The organism is Microbulbifer maximicatervae (SeqCode) (assembly GCF_052467825.1).
On the sequence record NZ_CP174327.1, the window covers coordinates 1,958,323 to 1,975,000 of the forward strand.

The window sequence follows — 16,678 nt, forward strand, 5'->3', positions numbered from 1 at the left end:
GAGTGGGCCCGCCAGTGCTGAAAGACACTGGCAGCAAGATACCAGCGGAGCTGCCACCTGCTGGTACCCTGCCTTCGACTCTTCGATTGGGGCTGGTTAGGTCTCATGAGTCGCTTGATGTACTGAGTTGGCAGCGGGACTGAATCCTCATATGGCATCAACGAAACGCCGGCGCGTCAGAGCGTCAAAGCCCAAACGACGATATCGCTGGCTCAAGCTGCTAGTGCTTTTAGCCCTGGTGGGCTCCCTGGCGCTGGCAGCGTATATGGCTTACCTGGATGTGCAGCTGCGCGAGCGACTGGATAGCCGTCAATACCAACTCCCCGCCCGAGTCTACGCTCGTCCGCTGGTGCTGCGCGAGGGTATGGCAATGCATCCGGATGAGTTGGAGTCCGAATTTGCTGCCTTGAATTACCGCAAGCAGGGCACTCTGAGTGAGCCTGGTTCCTGGGTTCAGGACGGAATGAATTACAAGGTCTGGCGCCGGGACTTTATCCATGCCAATGGCCGCCAGCCTGCCGCAGTGGTCTCCTTCCGTCTGCGCAATGATCAAATCAGCGGCCTGCGTGATGACAATGGCCGAAGCCTGGCAGAGTTTCGCCTGGACGCAGCTAATATCGGCTCTCTACTAGGGGGAGGCGATGACCGCAATCCAGTGCGTTTCGATGATATTCCTCCCTTGGTAGCCAATACCCTGATTGCTGTTGAGGATCAGGACTTCCTCAATCACTTTGGTGTTTCCCCTCGCGGTATTGCCCGGGCCATGGTGGCCAACGCAAAAGCCGGACGATTGGTACAGGGTGGTTCCACAATTACCCAGCAGTTGGTCAAAAATATCTTTTTTGACCATAAGCCCAGCCTGAGACGTAAATTCAACGAGGCCCTCATGGCCATCCTGATGGAGGTGCACTACGACAAGCGCTATATCCTGCAGGAATACATCAACGAAGTGTGGTTGGGTCAGCAGGGTGCCAGAGGTATTTATGGCTTTGGGTTGGCCTCTGAATTCTATTTCCAGCAGCCCCTGGATACCTTGGAACCCCATCAGGTAGCGCTGTTGGTGGGGTTGGCGAAAGGTGCGTCTTACTACAACCCCTGGCGCAATCCCGAGAGAGCACTGCAAAGGCGCAATACCGTGCTGGAATTGATGCTGGAGCAGGGGCTGATTACTCAGGAGGAGTTCCAGAAGTATTCCGCCAAGCCTCTGGGGGTGGTCAAGGGTGGTGTCGGTGCGCAGAATCCTTACCCGGCCTTTACTGAGCGGCTGTTGATTGAATTGCGTCCCTACTACTCCTACGAGGAATTGCGCACTTCGGGTTTACGGGTTTACACCACTTTAGCCCCTTCGGTGCAGAAGTTGGCGGAGGAGTCCATCAGTCAGGGCGTTAGCCAGCTGGAGAAAGACCGAGGGATCAAAGCCAATTCACTCCAGGCCGCGACAGTATTGTTGGATAATCGCAACGGCAATGTGCTGGCCATGGTGGGAGATCGGAACCCGGACTACCCAGGCTTCAACCGGGCGCTGGAAGCCCGCCGCCAGGTGGGCTCCCTGATTAAGCCGGCTGTGTTTCTCACTGCTCTAGAGCGACCGGAAGAGTACAATCTGGCCACCCTGATCGATGACGCCCCGGTGAGAATTGAAGAGGCGGATGGCGATGTATGGATGCCGCAGAACTTCGATAAGCGCGCTCACGGACAGATACCGCTTTATATCGCCCTGGCCAAGTCCTATAACCTGGCGACGGCTCATTTGGGATTGGATCTCGGCCTGCAGAATGTACGCCAGACGATTCGCCGCCTGGGTGTCGAATCCAGGCTCCCCCGAGTGCCGGCGATGTTGCTTGGTGCTGTGGAGATGACCCCGTTCGAAGTTGCCGGTATGTATCAGACCATTGCGAACAATGGTGAGACGGTACAGCCGCGCACACTGCTGGCGGTTTCCGATGCCCAGGGCGGCCGTGTACAGCACTTCCGCCGCAAGGCTAATCGCGGTGTCGACCCCGTTCCAGCTTACCTGTTGCGCTGGGGGCTGGAGCAGGCCATGCGTGAGGGTACCGGACGCCGCTCCGCCAAGCGCTTGCCAAGTAGCATCGCCTTTGCCGGGAAAACCGGAACCACTAACAATAACCGCGATAGTTGGTTTGCGGGCTTCTCGCCGGAAGTAACCGCTGTAGTCTGGCTCGGGCGCGACGACAATGAGCGCACGCGCCTAACTGGCTCCACCGGCGCACTGCCGATCTGGACGGAGATTATGCGCAAGCTGCCCCATCAACATGGACCGGCAGAGATGCCCCGAGGAGTGGAGCTTAAGTCAGTGAACTCCCGGGGGCAGTTTATGGACCCGGATTACTGTCGCGGTGGTTATGAGATTCCTTTCTCCTACGAGAGCCAGCTGCAACCGGCGCCGGAATGTCGGGGGCAGAACCGCTGGCGCTGGTTCCGCAATCTATTTGGCAATGGTCGCGACGAAGCGGCTCCCAGAGAGGAGATGAGTCCCGGTTGGGGGGTGGATACCAGTGAGCAGCAGATGCGCGATCAGCGCCGCCAACAATTGCAGGAACAACTTCGAGGTGACGATGCGGAAGAGTTTGGTGTAGATCCCGAGTATGGCTCCGATTATGAAGAGGAGCCCCTGGAGCTGCCAAGAGATAATACTTTTGGCGGGAGGGCTCACAGCGTACCGGTAGAGGAAGCCCAGCCGGTGGGGCCTGACCTGGAAGATCAGTGGCCCTAGGGAAGGTAGCGCGCGATTGAATCGCGCGCTTTATCGCCGGCTATCAGTCTTGCAGCAACTGTGCGGCTTCTTCGGCGAAATAGGTGAGGATGCCGTCGGCACCGGCGCGCTTAAAGGCCAGTAAGGACTCCAGAATAACCGCCTCTCGCTTCAACCAGCCATTTTCAAAGGCGGCGCAGTGCATCGCATACTCCCCGCTCACCTGATAGGCGAAAGTGGGAACCCGCAATTCTTCTTTTACCCGACGCACTATATCTAGGTAGGGCATACCGGGTTTCACCATCACCATATCCGCGCCCTCTTGCAGATCCAGGGCGCACTCGTGCAATGCCTCATCGGTGTTGGCGGGGTCCATTTGGTAGCTCGCTTTACTGCCACCTTTCAAGTTCCCGGCAGAGCCCACTGCATCGCGGAAAGGGCCGTAGTAAGCGGAGGCATATTTAGCGGCGTAGGACATAATCAGGGTATTGCTGTGGCCCGCGCCTTCGAGAGCATCGCGAATGGCTCCGATACGGCCATCCATCATATCCGAGGGGGCCACCATATCGGCACCGGCCGCAGCGTGTGACAGGGCCTGCTGTACCAATACCTCAACGGTTTCGTCGTTGACGATATAACCGCTGTGGTCCATCAGCCCGTCCTGGCCGTGGCTGGTAAAGGGGTCCAGAGCTACGTCGGTGATAATTCCCAATTCCGGTACCGCATTTTTCAGCTCGCGAACAGCCCTTTGTGCCAAGCCATCGGCGTCGTGGGCGGCACTGGCGCAGTCGGACTTTGCCGACGGGTCGACTACCGGAAACAGGGCTATGGCGGGGATTCCCAACTCTCGAACTGTCTTCGCTTTCTTGGCCAACAGGTCCACGCTCAGGCGTTCAACACCCGGCATTGAGGCGACTTTTTGGGTTTCATTACGCCCCTCAATAACAAATAGTGGCAGGATCAAGTCGTCACTGCTCAACTGGGTTTCCCGCACCAGTCGACGGGAAAAATCCTTTGCACGCAGGCGACGCAGGCGAGTGTTGGGGTAGGCACCACGGCCGAAACTTTGGCTCATCGGGAAATTACTCCGGCTATCCATAGGGCCGCAGAAACCCCGCAGCCGCAATTGGCAGCCATCATATCAAATTGCCGCAGAGGGTGATTTTCGATTGCTGAGGGAAAGCGGTTTAAAAATGGGGCTGATGTAAGTGCCTTACCAATAGTTTGCCGGCGGCTTCTATATGTTTTGCCAGCAGTGCGGCGGCTTGGTCCCCGTTTCCCTCTTGGAGTGCATTGAGTATTGCAAAGTGCTCGTCCTGACTGGTGTCCTGGTAATTCAGACCGTGGGATTGGTAACCGATATAGCGCTCACATTGCCGGTGCAGTTGCTCGACGGTACTAAATAGCGTGGGTCTTGCAGCTGCCCGGTAAATACAGGCATGGAACTCCCAATTCATTTTTCCGATCTGTTCGGCGGAGAGTTCAGGTTTGGCTTGCATGGATTCCAGAATATCTCTGGCCCGCCCCAGGATCTCTCCATTAAGGCTTTCCAGTGCCAGGGATTGCAGCAGCGGTTCCAAGCGCATGCGCATCAGGTAGAGGTCTTCCACTTCAATAGGGTCAAACTGCGGCACTGCGACGCCGCGTTTTCCGTGTCCGGTTAACCAGCCCTCATTTTTCAATCTTTGTAGAGCGTCCCTAACCGGAATACGGCTCACGGCGTAAAGCTCTGCCAGTTCGGCTTGCTTTAGCACCTGGCCGGCGGCGAAGCGCCCATGCTGCAAGTCCGACTTAATTTTTTCGTAGAGGCCCATCGATGTTTATTAATTCCTGCGCTTGAAAAACCAGTAACACACCAGCCCTCCCAGCAGCCCCCAAAAGGCAGAGCTAATGCCAAAAAGGCTGATACCGGAAGCACTGATCAGAAAAGTGATAATTCCGGCTTCGCGACTGTCGGCCTCGGCTGTTGCTCCAGCCAGGCTGTTACCAATGACGCCAATCAGTGCCAAGCCGGCGAGGCCGGCAATCAGTGCCTGGGGAAAGGCGCTGAATAATGCTACAACGCTAGCGCCGCAGAGGCCCACCAGCAGATAAAAAATACCGGCGGCAATGCCGGCGGTATAGCGTTTGTCGGGGTTGGGATGGGCTTCCGGGCCGGTGCAAATAGCAGCGGTAATAGCCGCCAGATTAAATGCAAAGCCACCAAACGGTGTCAGCAATAAAGAGGTGAGGCCGGTGCCACTAATAACAGGAGATATAGGCACTCTACTGTAGCCACTGGCGGCCAGGGTTGCCGCTCCGGGCAGGTTCTGAGAGGTCATAGTGACGATAAAAAGAGGAAGGCCAATGCCAATTAAAGTGGAGAGGCGGAATTCTGGCGTGACCCAAACAGGGTGTGCCGCTTGCCAGCCGATCTGGGCCGATGCAATGAGTTGCAACTTCCAGCAAGTCACCACTCCAGCCGCTAGTACCAAAATAATGGCATAGCGAGGCGCCCAACGGCGCCCGACTAGATAGGTCAGTAACATGATGCCGACCAATAGCGGTTGTGCCTGCAGAGAAGTAAAGACTGAGAGACCAAATTGCAGAAGTATGCCTGCGAGCATAGCGCTGGCAATCGGTGCCGGCACCATTCGCGCTACCCGCTCAAAGGCTCCGGACAAGCCCACGAGGAGTGTTAACAGGGCGCTAAACGCAAAAGCACCAATCGCCTCAGCAATGGGGATGCCACTTAAACTGGTGGCCAAAAGTGCAGCACCTGGAGTCGACCAGGCAGTGATTACCGGGGCGCGGTAATACCAAGAGAAGGCAATACAGGTAATGCCCATCCCCAGGCCCAGGGCGCCAATCCAGGAGGCGATCATTGCTTCACTTGCGCCAGCTGCACGCGCGGCTTCAAAGACTATGGCGGCGGAACTGGCTACTCCCACCAGCACGGCGACAAAGCCTGCGCTGATGGCGGACAAGCTGGTATCTGAAAACGGTGAGTTTTTCAAAATGTATACCTTTTATATTTTGTATACATTTTTAGCTGTTAGTTTTTTTGAGCGCAATAACTTTGCGGTGAAGCGACTGGGGCTTTATTGGAGGGGGGTAAAGTAAAACGGGTATAGAAGCAGCACCCGCAGGCTGCGGGTGCTGGAGAGGGGCGGGCAATTAGCCGAGGCGGGCGAAGACGCGTTCAGCGGCAGTGATTGTGGCCTCAATATCCTCATCGGTATGAGCTGCGGACATAAACCCTGCCTCATAGGAGGCCGGTGCCAGGTAGACACCTTCTTCCAGCATGCCGTGGAAGAAACGGTTAAAGCGCTCGTTATCGCAGGCCATTACCTGTTGATAGTTAGTTACTTTAGGTTCTTCGGTGAAGAAGAAGCCGAACATGGTGCCGGCCTTGTTGGCAGTAATTGGAATACCTGCGGCTTTACCGGCCGTCAGGATGCCCTCCACCAAACGGTCGGTTTTGGCAATTAAAGGCTCATAGAAGGCGGGTTCTTCCACCAAACGCAGGGTTTCCAAGCCCGCGACCATAGCCACTGGGTTACCGGACAGGGTGCCCGCCTGGTAAACCGGACCCAGGGGTGCAATTTGTTCCATGATCTCGCGTTTACCGCCAAAGGCGCCAACGGGCATACCGCCGCCGATGACTTTGCCGAGGGTGGTGATATCCGCTTCGATACCGTAGAAGCCCTGGGCCCCGGTCAAGCTCACCCGGAAGCCGGTCATCACCTCATCGAGAATCAACAGGGCACCGTGCTGGTCGCAAACTTCGCGCAGGGTTTCCAGGAAGCCGGGTACCGGCGGAATGCAGTTCATATTGCCGGCAACAGGCTCGACGATGATACAGGCGATTTGATCGCCCAGCTTATCGAAGCAGCTGCGCACACTATCAGCATCGTTGTAGCTCAAGGTGATGGTGTGATCTGCCAGGGCGGCGGGAACGCCGGGAGAGGAGGGTACACCCATGGTCAGGGCCCCGGAGCCGGCCTTAACCAGCAGGGAGTCGGAGTGGCCGTGGTAGCAGCCCTCGAACTTCACAATCTTGTCGCGCCCGGTAAATCCACGGGCCAGGCGAATCGCGCTCATGGTGGCTTCGGTACCGGAATTGACGAAGCGCACCAGGTCCATATTCGGCCACAGGCGGCAGAGTTCTTCGGCCAGTTCGGTTTCCAGTTCGGTTGGCGCACCGAAGCTCAGTCCCGATTGGGCCTGTTCCACCACGGCTTCAATGACTTCCGGGTGTGCGTGGCCCAGCACCATGGGGCCCCAGGACTGTACGTAGTCGATGTAGCGTTTCTCGTCTGCATCGTAGAGGTAGGCGCCTTCGGCACGGCGGATAAACACCGGGGTACCGCCGACTGCGCGAAAAGCCCGTACCGGAGAGTTAACGCCGCCGGGAATGTACTGCTGTGCTTCTGCGAAGAGCTGCTCGGATTTACTCATAAACTTAATTCAGGTTCTGCATAAAGGGCCTGGGGAGCATTATCGCGGGGGTGGCGCCTGAGGACAATGTGTAGATTGGCGACGACCGGTCACAGACTGTGTAGACAGAAGATCTCACCGTCATGGAAACGGTGAGACTGATCGGGGCAGGGGCGAAATTTGTGTCAGCAGCTCCAGGTTTAGCGTTCGCACCAGAACAGCCGGTTGGGGATCGGCCTCCCCATTCCCAGGCGCCGGCTGTCTTTGATCGCACTCCAAGCGTATTGCTGACTGCGGGTAACGGCTTCGATAATGGTCAGCCCGTGGGCGATATGGCAGGCAATGGCAGTAGCGAGGGTGCCACAGACGCCATAGGCCGCTGGCTGCAAGCGCTCCCACTTGAACTCCCGCATCAGGCCGCGCTCATCGTAGAGCCGGTTCTGCAATTGTTGCTCGTGGGGCACGCCAGTCAGCAACAGGTAGCGACAGCCGGATTCGAGGATTTCCTGGGCCATGGCGTCGAGGACATCGGCTTCAACTGCCATGGCGCGAGCTTCCCTGCGGTTGGGGCACACCATGGTCGCCTTGGGCAACAACAGCGACACCATAGCCTCCCACAGAGGTGGGGCGAGTACACTCTCTTTGTCGGCCAGTGTGGCATCGGGGTCGATAACGACGGGAATATCCGGGTAGTCGTGGAGTACGCTGTGAAGCGCGCGCACATTCTCCACAGAGCCCAGGTAGCCGACCTTGATCGCGGCGATCGGCATGTCTTCCAGAACGGCCCGGGTTTGTTCAATTAGCAGGCTGTCGTCGACTGGGGCGACACCCAGCAATTCACCGGTATTACACACGCTGATGGCGGTAACTGCCGAGGCCGCATGGCAGCCGAGACTGACCGCTGTCTCAGTATCTGCGGCAATTCCGGCGCTGCCGCTGGGGTCGTGGTGAGTAACGGTCAGAATAACGGGCTGAGGTGTATCCATAAGTGCTCTACATGACGGCCATTAGCTGTGCGCCTAATTCTAGTTGCTGAGCGCCTTTGACAAGGAATGAATACGCGCCAAATTAAAATGGCTTTACGACAACCAAAATGACGATGGCGACAAGTGCAACTGCTGGGAACTCATTAAATATTAGGAAGTAGCGGCGGCTGCGGGTAACGGTTCCCCGGGCAAACTTGCGAACATAGGCGCCACAGATATGGTGATAGCCCAGGAGGAGAACAACAAAAGCCAGTTTTGCGTGCATCCAGCCGGCGGAGGTGTAGTAGGCCGGGTTCAAACTGTAGAGCCAAATGCCCAAGGCAACGGTGGCCAGCATGGAAGGAATGGCAATACCGCGATAAAGGCGGCGTTCCATAATACAGAAGCGGTCGCGACTAACGGCATCAGTGGCATCGACATGGTAGACAAACAGTCGTGGCAGATAAAAAAGTGCGGCAAACCAGCACACCATCGCAATAATGTGAAAAGCCTTGATCCACAGCATTGAAAGTCCCCTTAAAAGAAACGGGAAGAAAAATTACTTCCGGTAAAAGTTGTTAATTTGTAGCGGCAGAATAATGCCCGCCGTGCGATTGTCCAGCGAACCGCTTTTATGACGGCAGACATATAGGCCATCCGCGCCACTTCTCTCCAGCTTTTGCGAGGCCTCCAGCATTGTCGCTCGCCAGCTTAGGGACGCCAGCTGTTTGCGTTCGCCGGGTAGTCTCAATAAATCGATCATTTCTCCCGGGTCTAGTAATTTATCTGATGCGGAGGAAACCTGTTCGCTCTCGGCCTCCTCTTTCGCACCACCGCGAAGAAAAGTTGCCAAGTCTGCTGCTCGCAGTAGTTGCGGTGCCGGCTCCTTGGGTAAATCGATAAGAATCCACTCGGGGTGTTGATTAATTAATTCTGTTGCCGCAGCGCGGGTAATTTCCCTAGGAGTCACAACAAAGCTCTGATTCATTTCGCTGGCAACTCCGACACTGCTCAGCATTTGCTGTCGCCAACTCGGCATTCCCGCTTTATTCAGGGCTCGCAGCGTTTCGTGATAGAGACCGATAGTGGAAAAGAGTTGGCGGCTTACTAATGTGGCCACCACGATCATCATCATTCCAGGGAATAAAATATGTGGGTTATAGGTAAGTTCCAAGATAGCGAGTAGCGCAGCTAGAGGCGCATTGAGCATGGCAGCCATCATTGCCGCCATACCCACCATGGCATAAAAGCCTGGGCTCGCGGTGTGCTCACCCAGCCACAAGTTAGCCAGGCCACCGGCAATACCACCGATACAGGCACCGATAATCAGGCTGGGGCCTATTACCCCACCGGGAATTCCGAGCCCTGCCCCCAAAGCGGTTGCAACTAATTTCGCGGCGACAATAGCAATGAGTGTCGCTACCCCCAACTCTCCCAGCATTGCCATCTGCAAAGTGTCATATCCACCGCCCAGGATTTCCGGTACCCAGATACCCAAGGTGCCAGTAACAAGGCCAACCAAGAGAAATCGAAGAAGTGGGGAGTAACGCTGCTGGGGAATTAAAATACGCTGGGAGCGGATAAATAATCCGGCGAGAACCCCAATAACCAGTGCGCACACAAAAAGTAGCGGCAGCTCGGCAAGGGAATTGAGTTGAATCGCGGGTACATTAAAGTCCGGTTGGCTACCGAAAGTCAGCTGGGTGATGGCGCTACCGGCAACAGCCGCGAGAATTATCGGTAAAAAACCTGCCACAGTATATTCCAGCATCACGACTTCCATCGCGAATACCACGCCCGCCAGCGGGGTATTAAAGGAGGCCGCAATTGCTGCGGCTACACCACACCCCAGTAGGTTGCGACCGGAATTGTTGGGGAGCTTCAGCGCCCTAGCTAACCAGCTGCCACTGGCGGCTCCCAAGTGTACAGCTGGGCCTTCCCGCCCCACCGAGTGGCCGCTAATTAAAATTATTGCGCCGGCAAAAAACTGTAGCAGGGCATTTTGCATTGGCATTTGCCCCTGGTGATTGTAGAGCCGGTCCAGGACATGGACCACTCCCACCTGGCGGCGTCTGGGATTTAGAAATAAATAGATACATCCCACTACCAGAGAGCCGATGACTGGCAATGCGAAGCGCCAGAAAGGGGGAAGGGATTCGTAATTTTGTGGGATTGATAAAAACAGCGTGGTCGGCCACTCCATCGCCAGCCGAAAAAGTACAGTTACCCCTCCGGCCAGGATGCCGGTGATCAGGGCCATCCCCAGCAAAGGCGCCAGCGCGTCTTTGGAGGAAAGCTGTAAGCGTATATTTTCGAGGCTGCCAGGCCTAACTAAATAACGCGAAAACGACTTTTTTAGCGAGTTCCTTGGGGGCTGTGACACCGCACATCCTTAAAATGCTGGGGCTTGTGGTAGAGTGCCTGTCTGGTTTTACGATTATCGTCTCAGTTGGCGGATATACCGGAGATTTTAGCAAGGTGATAAAAGTAGCGATTGTCGGGGGCACCGGCTATACAGGGGTGGAATTACTTCGGCTTCTCTCAACACATCCACAAGCGGAAGTTACCGCAATCACCTCCCGTTCGTTGAATGGTACCCCGGTTGCCGAGCTTTTCCCTAGCCTGAGAGGGCACTCGCAGCTGTCTTTCTGTAGCCCCGATCTCGAACAGCTGGCGGATTGTGACGTTGTATTCTTCGCTACACCTCATGGCGTTGCCCAGGCCCAGGTACCGGCACTTATTGAACGCGGAGTTCGAGTGATCGATTTGTCCGCCGATTTCCGTTTGAAAGATATACCTACCTGGGAGCAGTGGTACGGTCAGGCCCACGCCGCTCCGGAATTAGCTCAAAGCGCTGTTTATGGTTTGCCAGAAGTTAATCGGGAACAGATTGCCAATGCGCAGTTGATAGCCTGCCCGGGCTGTTATCCCACCGCGATTCAATTGGGATGGATACCGCTTTTGGAAAAGGGCCTGGTAGAACCTGGTGAGCTGATCGCCAGTGCGGCCAGTGGTATCAGTGGTGCGGGGCGACAGGGTAAGACCGACTTGATTATGGCTGAGAATAGCGACAACTTCCGCGCATATTCTGCCGCCGGGCACCGTCATTTACCCGAGATTGAACAGGGGCTTCGTCGAGTGCAGTCCACTGAATCCTCTCCCGCGCAGGTGACTTTTGTACCGCATTTACTTCCCATGATTCGCGGTATCCACGCTACTTTATTTGCCCGGTCAGCGGGGAAGGTTGATGCCGATGAGCTTCAACAGATCTTTGAAAACCGCTATAAAAATGAGCCTTTTGTAGATGTGATGCCGGCGGGCAGCCACCCTCAGACTCGTACGGTAAGAGGGACCAATATGTGCCGCATCTCGGTATTGCAACCCCAGGAGCGGGGTACAGTACTGGTATTGTCGGCCATTGATAACCTGGCTAAAGGCGCGTCCGCCCAGGCAATCCAGAATATGAATATTATGTTTGGCTTAACTGAGACGTTGGGCCTGGATAGCCCGGCACTGCTGCCTTAGAATCGGGTGTTTCCCGACAATCGATAAATCCCGGATAAGACTTAGCAGATTTCATGGTGCTCAAAGTTAAAGGCAGCAAGCAGTACCGCATGAAAGTGGTGCCTCATAAACCCTTCTCTGGTGTCATTGCCGTAGTGGGGGTCGTTTTTTTGGTATTAGTGACCTCGGCCGGGTCCTATTTTGCCGGACAGTATCAGCTGCGCCAGAGCCTCGATCGCAAGACACTGGAGCATACTCAAGTACTCGATCGTGTTACCGCGCTCCAAAGTGAGAATGAATCCCTGCGAATGAGGGTTGCCACTGCAGAGCAGTCGCTGACTATCGGTGAGCAGGCGAGTGAGTCGGTGCGTGCGGAACTGGTGCAGAAAGAGAGCCAGATTGCAGAGCTAAAGCAGGAAATTTCTTTCTATCGCGGCGTCATGGCCCCTGAAGATGGGGGTGAGGGGGTGTCCATTGGACGCTTTATCCTCTCGCAGACCGGCGATCCAAAAAGTTACCAGTACAAGTTACAGATCAAACAGTCCGCAGCGCGTCGGGATGTTGTAAAAGGCACGGCCACATTTACCGTAGTGGGCCGTCAGGATGGGGAACCGAAGAGTTACCCTCTGAAGGAACTGTCGGAGCAGGTGGATAGTGAGTCGATTCAGCTGCGTTTTAAATATTTTCAGAATATCGAGGGAGAGCTGCGCTTGCCGGAGGGATTTGTGCCCGAAGGTGTGGAGTTGTCACTTAAATCTTCTGGGCGCAAGGGCTTTAATATTGAGCAGCGCTACGGTTGGTTAGTACAGGAAAGTTAGCATAGGTGCCAAAGGCACGAGGTTTTGGGGATTATGTTAAGAAAAAAAGAGAAACAGATAACTATGGCCAATACCGGTAGTAACCACACGACTTTGATCGCTCGTCAGACTGAGATCAGCGGTGATATCCACTTCCGTGGCAACCTGGTCATCGAAGGTAAGGTGCGTGGCAATGTTACCGCTCACAGTGATAGTGATGCGCGCCTGCAAATTGTGGATGGCGGCATCATTGAGGGTGAAATTCGTGTGCCTCAGGTAGTGATCAATGGCAATGTGAAAGGGGATGTGTTTGCTGCGCGCCACCTGGAACTCGCTTCCAAGGCAATGGTAGAAGGCAATGTACACTATAAGCTGATCGAGATGCTGAAAGGTGCCCAGGTAAACGGTGCCCTGGTATCCAGTGCCGACTTGAGTAGCGCGGGTGAGCCCCATATGCTCGGCTATTCCGAAGATGAAACTGTCATTGAAGCCTCTTAAGTCCGGGTAGTATTGGCTGGCGCTGGTACTTTGTTGTACCGGCCCACCTGCCGGTTAATACTTGACTGAATTGCTGGGTTTAAGCAAGATGACGCCCCCGGGGCTGCACTCGTTATAACTTTTATACGAGCGGTGAATGTCCCGATGAGTTGAGAGAGACTTATGTCAGAAGCTGTATCCTTTTCTCCCGCGCCACTCGTGGTCACAGACAAGGCTGTGGCCAAGGTAAAAAGCCTGTTGGAAGAGGAGGGCAACCCGGAGCTGAAACTCAGGGTGTTCGTGACCGGAGGCGGCTGTTCCGGTTTCCAATACGGTTTTACCTTTGATGAATTGGTTGCCGAAGATGATGCCATCATAGAAAAGGATGGCATTCAGGTCTTGGTGGATGCGATGAGCTACCCCTACCTGGTTGGCGCCAATGTTGATTACGAAGAAGGCCTTTCGGGGTCGCGCTTCGTAGTACAAAATCCCAATGCGTCCGCTACCTGTGGCTGCGGCTCCTCTTTCTCTATTTGAGAAATCCTAACCCGCCCTATTGATCAGGGCGGGTAAATAGCCCCTAGAACCGCCTCTTTCTGCGCGCCAGTCACTCCCGGGCAATTACCGGGCAGCCCTCTCAATGTCTGGCGGGCCAACCAAGCAAATCCAACGGCTTCGAGCCAGTCTGCGTCAATACCGTAACTGCCCGTGTCAGTAATAGACCAGGTGGGCAAGCGACGCTGTAATCGTGTAACCAAGTCCTTGTTTTTTGCCCCGCCCCCACAAGTGAGCAGCTCGCCGCCTTCGGCAAAATTATGCACGGCATCGGCGATACTGGCTGCGGTCACTTCAGACAGGGTCGCCTGCACATCTACCGGCGCCACTTCCAAACCGGCGCAGGCCTGTTCGAGCCAGCTGGGGTTAAAAGTTTCACGGCCAGTACTCTTGGGTGGCTCGGCGGAGAAATAGGGATCTGAAAGCAGGCGGTTGAGAAGTTCAGCATTGGCGCGACCGCTCGCGGCCCAGTCTCCATTTCTATCGTAGGGCTGGTTTTTGTGTAGGTTCACCCAGTAGTCGAGCAATGCATTACCAGGACCTGTGTCATAGCCGTAAACCTGGCCATCTGCCGTCAACTCAGTGATATTGGCCATCCCCCCAATATTGACCACAGCACGGCTTCCATCAGTTTTGAAGGCGGCTTGATGAAACGCCGGCATTAAAGGCGCTCCTTGACCACCGAGAGCGATATCCCGGCGACGGAAATCCGCAACGGTGCAGATGCCCGTCAGTGCTGAGATGGTGTTGGGGTCACCGAGTTGCAAAGTAAAGGGAGAAGTCACTGTGCCTGGGGGGCGGTGGCGCACGGTTTGGCCGTGACTGCCAATGGCGGTAACAGACTGACCCTCAACACCGGCTCGGGCTAGCAGGGTATTGGTGGCCTCGGCAAAAACCTGTCCCAGTTGCCGGTCTAACTGTCCGGCGCGATCCAACTCTGAAGGGCCGGGGGCGCAGAGGCTGAGAATAGCTTCGCGCAGGCCGCTGTGAATCGGGTGGGCTAGCGCAGCCAGGATGCGGGTGTTTATTTTTTCTTCATCGCCAAAATCGACCAGCACCGCGTCAATGGAGTCAACGCTGGTGCCGGACATCAGGCCGATAAACAGATCGGGCATATTCGTTGGCGCTTGTTAGGGGCTTTCTTCATCCAGTTGAGCCAGAGCCGGCCCCTGGAAGTTTTCTAGTTTCGCCAGAAGTGGCTGGGTCTGGTTTTTAAAACGGATCATCTCAGAAGTCGGTACCGACTTTGCCTTGGGCAATTTGCGCACAATGGTGGCGGGGTTGCGATGTCTGCCATCCACCAGGAATTCGTAGTGCAAGTGCGGGCCAGTGGCATAACCGGTAGACCCCACAGTGCCAATAACCTGGCGCTGCTTAACGCGCTGGCCCTTTTTGACTTTGCGCTTGGTCAGGTGGAGATAGCGGGTTACATACCGTTCGCCGTGCTGGATAAATACGTAGTTGCCGTTGGGTTTGCTATAGCCGGACGCGATAACCCGACCATCGCCAGTAGAGTAAACGGGGGTGCCTCTTGGAGCGGCATAGTCGGTGCCATTATGAGGTCGGCGTGACTTGAATACAGGGTGCAGGCGGCTCGGGTTGAAGTGAGAGCTGATACGGACTATGTCCAGTGGTGTGCGGATAAATGCCTTGCGCATACTTTTGCCTTCAGGCGTGTAGTAATTGGCATCACCACTGTTATCCACATAGCGTACAGCGCTAAAAGTTCTTCCCTGGTTGGTAAAACTGACCGCCAAGATAGGACCGTTGCCAATTTTCTCCCCATCCAGGAACAACTCTTCGAACATCACACTAAAGTTGTCGCCCTTGCGAATATCTAGGGCAAAGTCGATATCGGAGCTGAATACATCCGCCATCTCCATTATCAGGCTGTCACTCAGCCCAGCATCGCTACCGGCCAGGAATAGGGAGCTATCGATCTGGGCCTGTCGGTAAGCCGGGTGGCTGTCGGGCTCACGAGTTATCAGTGCGTGTTCAAACTTATCTGCATTTGTGCGGGTAAACTCAATTTGATTGAGTCGGTCCCGCTGCAATTTAAGGGACTGCAGCTGGCCATCATTATTTGTTTGAAAGGTCAGCTCTTCACCCGGAGTTAGGCGTGCCAGCTGTTTTGCCTCTTTGCCGCTACCCAGAAGCTGGTACATCTCTTTGGCGCTGATTTTTGCACGTTGAAATAGGTCTGACAGAGTATCCCCGTTACGTACTTCAAGACTCAACGACTTGACTGCCTCAACACTGACGTTAAGCAGTGGGGTCTCCGCCGGCGTATAAGTGAGTGCAGGTTTGGCTTCAGTGCTGTCGCCGCTTGTGACCTCTGAAAGTTTGACGGGTAGCGATGTACGTTTGGAGGAAATCTCCGGTGAAGGAATCAGAACGGCCAGCATAAGGACAAAGGCTGCGATGCCAGCGGTCAGCGCATGAACGCGGGGAAAATGCTTGGGTAAGCCGCCAATACGGAGGCCTGTACTCGATTTACGATGGTTTTGCATGGCGTTAGCGGATGGTACTGGCGGTCGTTGTTATTTGCGCTTGAAAAACTGAGTGTCTAAAAAACAGGCATTGGAGGGGCTTTATAGCAAAAAAGCCGCCTTGGTTCACGAGATAATTGACACGTCTTTGCACGGTTTGGTTCCTCATGAATTTTGTTTTTAGTGCGGATACTGGGCTGCTGCACGCTTGTATTTGCCGCAAACTTCGGTAATGTTGCAGCGCATTTTGCCGCCGCTTGGTGGCGCTAATTTCAAGCCTATATATGAGGGGAAAGCATGGCTGGGGTCGACATGACACTGCTTGAAGACTTGGACCGTCGCGGATTAATTAATCAAGCGACTGGTGACGGCGAACTGACGCAGCACTTGTCGGAGAGTCGAACCCTGTATTGCGGTTTTGATCCCACTGCAGACTCCCTTCATATAGGCAGTCTAGTACCGTTGCTGACCTTGAAGAGGTTTCAGGCGGCAGGGCATAAACCAATTGCACTGGTTGGCGGTGCCACGGGGCTGATTGGTGACCCTTCTTTTAAGGCTCAGGAGCGCAGTTTGAATACCCCCGATATTGTTGCGGGTTGGGTAGACAAGCTGAAAAGCCAGGTTTCCCAATTTATCAATTTCGATTGTGGGGAAAATAGTGCCATTGTCGCCAATAACCTCGACTGGACTCGCGACCTCAATGTGCTCGATTTCCTGCGCGATGTCGGCAAGCATTTCTCTGTTAACAATATGGTTAAC

The 16,678-nt window shown here is 55.0% G+C and carries 15 protein-coding genes (1 of these 15 cut by a window edge); 6 read left to right on the forward strand and 9 right to left on the reverse strand.

Annotation, left to right across the window (positions count from 1 at the left end):
• The first annotated feature begins 151 nt into the window (after nucleotides 1–151).
• Nucleotides 152–2,734, forward strand: a complete 2,583-nt coding sequence (gene mrcB, locus ACJJII_RS08655; protein WP_444912056.1) for a penicillin-binding protein 1B — start codon at nucleotides 152–154, stop codon at nucleotides 2,732–2,734.
• 43 nt (nucleotides 2,735–2,777) lie between these two features.
• Here mrcB and hemB read toward each other — a convergent pair whose 3' ends face one another.
• The 7 genes from hemB to ACJJII_RS08690 all read right to left on the reverse strand — a co-directional run bounded on the left by hemB (nucleotide 2,778) and on the right by ACJJII_RS08690 (nucleotide 10,480).
• On the reverse strand, nucleotides 2,778–3,788 hold the full coding sequence (hemB, locus tag ACJJII_RS08660) for a porphobilinogen synthase (RefSeq protein WP_444918913.1): 1,011 nt from the start codon (nucleotides 3,786–3,788) through the stop codon (nucleotides 2,778–2,780).
• 112 nt (nucleotides 3,789–3,900) lie between these two features.
• Complete coding sequence (locus tag ACJJII_RS08665; RefSeq protein ID WP_444892704.1) at nucleotides 3,901–4,527, reverse strand: GntR family transcriptional regulator; 627 nt, start codon at nucleotides 4,525–4,527, stop codon at nucleotides 3,901–3,903.
• 9 nt (nucleotides 4,528–4,536) lie between these two features.
• On the reverse strand, nucleotides 4,537–5,709 hold the full coding sequence (locus ACJJII_RS08670; RefSeq protein ID WP_444918914.1) for a benzoate/H(+) symporter BenE family transporter: 1,173 nt from the start codon (nucleotides 5,707–5,709) through the stop codon (nucleotides 4,537–4,539).
• 160 nt (nucleotides 5,710–5,869) lie between these two features.
• A complete protein-coding gene (gene hemL, locus ACJJII_RS08675) occupies nucleotides 5,870–7,153 on the reverse strand; it encodes a glutamate-1-semialdehyde 2,1-aminomutase (RefSeq protein WP_444918915.1) in 1,284 nt (427 codons plus the stop codon).
• A 179-nt stretch (nucleotides 7,154–7,332) separates the two neighbouring features.
• The gene (gene thiD, locus ACJJII_RS08680) at nucleotides 7,333–8,118 is read right to left on the reverse strand and encodes a bifunctional hydroxymethylpyrimidine kinase/phosphomethylpyrimidine kinase (RefSeq protein ID WP_282934421.1); all 786 of its coding nucleotides are present in this window, start codon (nucleotides 8,116–8,118) and stop codon (nucleotides 7,333–7,335) included.
• An 82-nt stretch (nucleotides 8,119–8,200) separates the two neighbouring features.
• Entirely contained in the window at nucleotides 8,201–8,623 is a 423-nt protein-coding gene (gene hemJ, locus ACJJII_RS08685; RefSeq protein ID WP_444918916.1) for a protoporphyrinogen oxidase HemJ, read from the reverse strand.
• Nucleotides 8,624–8,656: 33 nt separating this feature from the next.
• On the reverse strand, nucleotides 8,657–10,480 hold the full coding sequence (locus tag ACJJII_RS08690) for a chloride channel protein (protein ID WP_444918917.1): 1,824 nt from the start codon (nucleotides 10,478–10,480) through the stop codon (nucleotides 8,657–8,659).
• A 95-nt stretch (nucleotides 10,481–10,575) separates the two neighbouring features.
• Here ACJJII_RS08690 and argC point away from each other — a divergent pair, with 95 nt between their 5' ends.
• The 4 genes from argC (at nucleotide 10,576) to erpA (ending at nucleotide 13,412) form a co-directional block, all read left to right on the forward strand.
• Complete coding sequence (argC, locus tag ACJJII_RS08695; RefSeq protein ID WP_444919269.1) at nucleotides 10,576–11,622, forward strand: N-acetyl-gamma-glutamyl-phosphate reductase; 1,047 nt, start codon at nucleotides 10,576–10,578, stop codon at nucleotides 11,620–11,622.
• A gap of 53 nt (nucleotides 11,623–11,675) precedes the next feature.
• Nucleotides 11,676–12,419: a DUF6776 family protein gene (locus tag ACJJII_RS08700; RefSeq protein ID WP_413664271.1), complete on the forward strand. Its 744-nt coding sequence runs from the start codon at nucleotides 11,676–11,678 to the stop codon at nucleotides 12,417–12,419.
• 33 nt (nucleotides 12,420–12,452) lie between these two features.
• Nucleotides 12,453–12,896: a bactofilin family protein gene (locus ACJJII_RS08705; RefSeq protein WP_282934417.1), complete on the forward strand. Its 444-nt coding sequence runs from the start codon at nucleotides 12,453–12,455 to the stop codon at nucleotides 12,894–12,896.
• A 162-nt stretch (nucleotides 12,897–13,058) separates the two neighbouring features.
• Nucleotides 13,059–13,412 (forward strand): iron-sulfur cluster insertion protein ErpA, encoded by a 354-nt coding sequence (erpA, locus tag ACJJII_RS08710; protein WP_108731633.1) that lies wholly within the window; start codon nucleotides 13,059–13,061, stop codon nucleotides 13,410–13,412.
• Nucleotides 13,413–13,435: 23 nt separating this feature from the next.
• Here erpA and ACJJII_RS08715 read toward each other — a convergent pair whose 3' ends face one another.
• Together ACJJII_RS08715 and ACJJII_RS08720 are read right to left on the reverse strand one after the other, a co-directional pair.
• Nucleotides 13,436–14,545 carry an anhydro-N-acetylmuramic acid kinase gene (locus ACJJII_RS08715; protein WP_444892707.1) on the reverse strand — a complete coding sequence of 370 codons (1,110 nt, stop codon included), beginning with the start codon at nucleotides 14,543–14,545 and terminating at the stop codon, nucleotides 13,436–13,438.
• A 15-nt stretch (nucleotides 14,546–14,560) separates the two neighbouring features.
• Entirely contained in the window at nucleotides 14,561–15,940 is a 1,380-nt protein-coding gene (locus ACJJII_RS08720; RefSeq protein WP_444892708.1) for an OapA family protein, read from the reverse strand.
• A 276-nt stretch (nucleotides 15,941–16,216) separates the two neighbouring features.
• Between ACJJII_RS08720 and tyrS the strand changes: the two genes are divergently transcribed.
• Nucleotides 16,217–16,678, forward strand: partial view of a tyrosine--tRNA ligase gene (gene tyrS / locus ACJJII_RS08725; RefSeq protein WP_444912061.1) — the beginning only. Its footprint extends 843 nt past the window's final position; the window shows 462 of its 1,305 coding nt (coding positions 1–462); its start codon is at nucleotides 16,217–16,219; its stop codon lies off the right edge, out of view.